4 protein-coding genes are annotated in these 2,903 nt (G+C 47.6%); all 4 read right to left on the reverse strand.

Going from position 1 to position 2,903, the window contains the following annotated elements:
* Nucleotides 1-171 precede the first annotated feature (171 nt).
* Genes AK963_RS33800 through AK963_RS27485 form a run of 4 tightly spaced genes read right to left on the reverse strand, consistent with a single transcriptional unit; the run spans nucleotide 172 to nucleotide 2,728 of the window.
* Nucleotides 172-339, reverse strand: coding sequence for a hypothetical protein (locus AK963_RS33800; RefSeq protein WP_175404691.1), 168 nt, complete (start codon nucleotides 337-339; stop codon nucleotides 172-174).
* Nucleotides 340-350: 11 nt separating this feature from the next.
* A complete protein-coding gene (locus tag AK963_RS27475; protein ID WP_066018507.1) occupies nucleotides 351-2,060 on the reverse strand; it encodes a DEAD/DEAH box helicase in 1,710 nt (569 codons plus the stop codon).
* Nucleotides 2,050-2,343: a hypothetical protein gene (locus AK963_RS27480; RefSeq protein WP_066018508.1), complete on the reverse strand. Its 294-nt coding sequence runs from the start codon at nucleotides 2,341-2,343 to the stop codon at nucleotides 2,050-2,052. Before AK963_RS27480 ends, AK963_RS27475 begins: the two co-directional genes overlap by 11 nt.
* Entirely contained in the window at nucleotides 2,333-2,728 is a 396-nt protein-coding gene (locus AK963_RS27485; RefSeq protein ID WP_066018509.1) for a hypothetical protein, read from the reverse strand. Before AK963_RS27485 ends, AK963_RS27480 begins: the two co-directional genes overlap by 11 nt.
* Between the last annotated feature and the right edge of the window lie 175 nt (nucleotides 2,729-2,903).

Here is a 2,903-nt window from a genome sequence, read left to right on the forward strand (position 1 = left end):
GATCATCCTGAGTTTTAATCTGACTGGCTATTTGATCTACCAGTTTTTCGTTGATTTCAACGCTCATTGTTATTCTCCATTTTGGAGTATTAACGACAAGCGTTTACACAATTTAAATTACATTCCCTCGGTACTGTCAGGTCAGGTCTGAACTTCTACAAGAGAGATCCTCTACATTCCCTCTTTTCTGAGCCATTCAAGAATTAGCTTTTCGACTTGAGTTGAGCCGTTAAGCTTTTTCTTTTCAATAGCTTTCTCAAACCTCAATACTATTTCCTCTTTAAACTCAAAACAGTGGATCATGGTTTGATCTTTCTCGCACTTTTGAACAATATCCATATCCCCATCTCCTAAAAATCAATATCCGTATCAAACACATCAAAGTGGCCAGCCTCAAAGGCGTCATTCTGTCTCGGTCTACCAGCCGGGTTGTCGTTCCATTCGCTTGGAGTCCCTTCCTTGGTGGTAAAGTCATAAGCCCTGACCCGCTGCCAACGACCGTCCTGTATCACTTCTATCCGGCAGGGCTCACGCATATCCCGGACGTTGATTAGCCGGTCGATGGCATCATCGGTGAACTCCGGTGGCGGCTCGTGGCCGAAGCGTTTTACCCACCACAAGACAGCTTTTTGTCGTGCATACCCGCCATGCTCAAAGCAGACCCACTCACGGACGGTTGAAAATCCGCACCGATAACTGACTTGGACAGAGGGCGGCTTGCCGTTCTTTTCATGGCGGTGATAGATAATCTCATCAACATCGAGCCATTCAGGCTCAACCTGGGAGGCGAGCAAGGCGGCACTCGAAGCCTCTGATTCGTGCTTTTCCCGCTCTGGAAATTCATAGTTGCAGGCAGGGCATACCCGGAGGCCTGCGAGAATAAGTTCAAAGCATTCAGGGCATTCCTTGATCGGCGCTTCACCGGTTCCCTTACCGGATTTGATATGGTCAACGCTGATCCGGTCTAGCGGTCCATGCCTCTCGACGTTGCCACCGTAATCGAGTACCAAGCAATCAGTCTTGCCTGTCTCCGGGCTAATACGGAGGCCTCGGCCTAATATCTGGACATACAACCCGGGTGACTTCGTTGCCCGGAGCAAGGCGATCATGTCAGTGAGTGGGGCATCAAAGCCTGTAGTCAGTACGCCTTGGCTTGTGAGTGCTTTGATCTTACCGGCTTTATAGTCGGCTAGTATCTGAGCCCTCTCATCCTTCGGAGTGCCGCCAGTGATACACTCAGCGACTATACCCTCATCAACTAACAAGTCTCTGACCCATTCGGCATGGGCGATACTGACACAGAAGATCAGCCATGCTTTTCTGTCCTCACCGTACTCGATGATTTCAGTGACCGCTTTTTCCGTCACATCATTTTTCTTTACGGCATCCTCCATATCGCTTGTGAGAAAATCACCCTGCCGTGTTCTCACGCCATTAAGGTCGATCTTCTCCTTACCGGCCTTGGAACGGAGCGGCGATAGAAAACCATCGTCGATTAGTAGTTGAATGTCTGTCTCGTAGACAATCTCATTAAAGAGCGGGTTCTTTCCCTCCGTCAGCAAGCCCTGTTTCATTCGGTAAGGGGTAGCGGTAAATCCGACTATTTTTAGGGCAGGGTTTATGTACCTAAGAGCATTAATGAGCCGAACATACATGGATTCAGAGCTTTCGGACGATAACAAGTGGCATTCATCAATCAATAACAGATCAAAAAAGCCCAACTCCTTCGCCCTTTTATGAACACTCTGAATACTGGCAAACAATACCTGTGCGTCCGTATCCCTCGACTTCATTGAGGCCGAGTAGATACCCGTCGGAGCCTCTGGCCAGAGAGTAACGATCTTTTCATGGTTCTGTTCAATTATCTCTTTTACATGAGAGAGAATCAGGAACCGTTGGTCTGACCAGTGCTTTAGTACACCGTGGATAAAATCAGCAATGATGACCGACTTGCCACCACCAGTACTGACACAGACCAACGGGTTACCATCGGAGGCGCTGAAGTATTGATAGATCGCATCAATGGCCTCCGACTGATACCAGCGGAGTTCATAAGCCATTGGAGCCTCGCTTCATCTCTTCAATAATTTTGATGGCGGTGCGCTCGGCCTTCTTACGGTCAAAGTACGTCGGGTTACGGCCAAAGTGCTGATCTTGATTCCATGCTTTGTATTGTTCCCGAACTTCTTCCATCAAAGCATCGAGGATTCGATTGATGAATGCTTTATCAACAAACGGCACCTGCTTAAATTCTACTTTGAGAATATTGGAGCTTCTTCCCTCGCCATCAATAGTAATGTCATTTACCAAATCATCAGTCGTCGAATAGCACTTAACTTTCATCGCCAGCCTCCCTTGCCTTTAGCATCCGATCAGCGATGGTGTAGGAAAAGTTCACGGCCTGTTCGATGGTCGTACCACGGTTAGCGGCAAACTCTCCGACGAGTGCGGCAATGGCGAACAGGTCACGGAGTTGAATGGTCTGGTTTTGAATGCTTTCTAATTGGCCTTCCAGAAAATCAATGGTTTCACTGGTCGCAGCCTCGGCATAGCGGTCAAAGGGTGAATCATCTTCGACCAGATAATGAGTAATTGGAGCTCTAAAACTTCCTTCATAAAAGGACGTTAAGCAAATCCCTCTATCTTTATGAAAGCCAATAACCCGCATAATTTTTTCTTCTGGCTTCTGCGATACCGGGACAAAGCGATAGGTTTTGGTAATGTCCATTATTTGCTTCCCTCAATCGTTCCATCGAATTGATCTTTTAGGCCGTTCAACTTCTCATCCGTCAAAAGGCTTTTGTCTTCTACAGCCTTAATCTCATGGGATGAGAACTGGCCTCTATCCGTCCCTGTCACAAATTCCTCGCCGGTTGATTTGAGGCGATACCGTATCCAGTACT

Origin of the sequence: Endozoicomonas atrinae, assembly GCF_001647025.1 — a bacterium.
GTDB classification, from domain to species: Bacteria; Pseudomonadota; Gammaproteobacteria; order Pseudomonadales; family Endozoicomonadaceae; genus Endozoicomonas; species Endozoicomonas atrinae.

Bases quoted from the DNA above. Each gene is read 5' to 3' on its own strand.
- AK963_RS27480 (WP_066018508.1), bottom strand. From the start codon at position 2,343: ATGAAAGTTAAGTGCTATTCGACGACTGATGATTTGGTAAATGACATT.
- AK963_RS27475 (WP_066018507.1), bottom strand. From the start codon at position 2,060: ATGGCTTATGAACTCCGCTGGTATCAGTCGGAGGCCATTGATGCGATC.
- AK963_RS27485 (WP_066018509.1), bottom strand. From the start codon at position 2,728: ATGGACATTACCAAAACCTATCGCTTTGTCCCGGTATCGCAGAAGCCA.
- AK963_RS33800 (WP_175404691.1), bottom strand. From the start codon at position 339: ATGGATATTGTTCAAAAGTGCGAGAAAGATCAAACCATGATCCACTGT.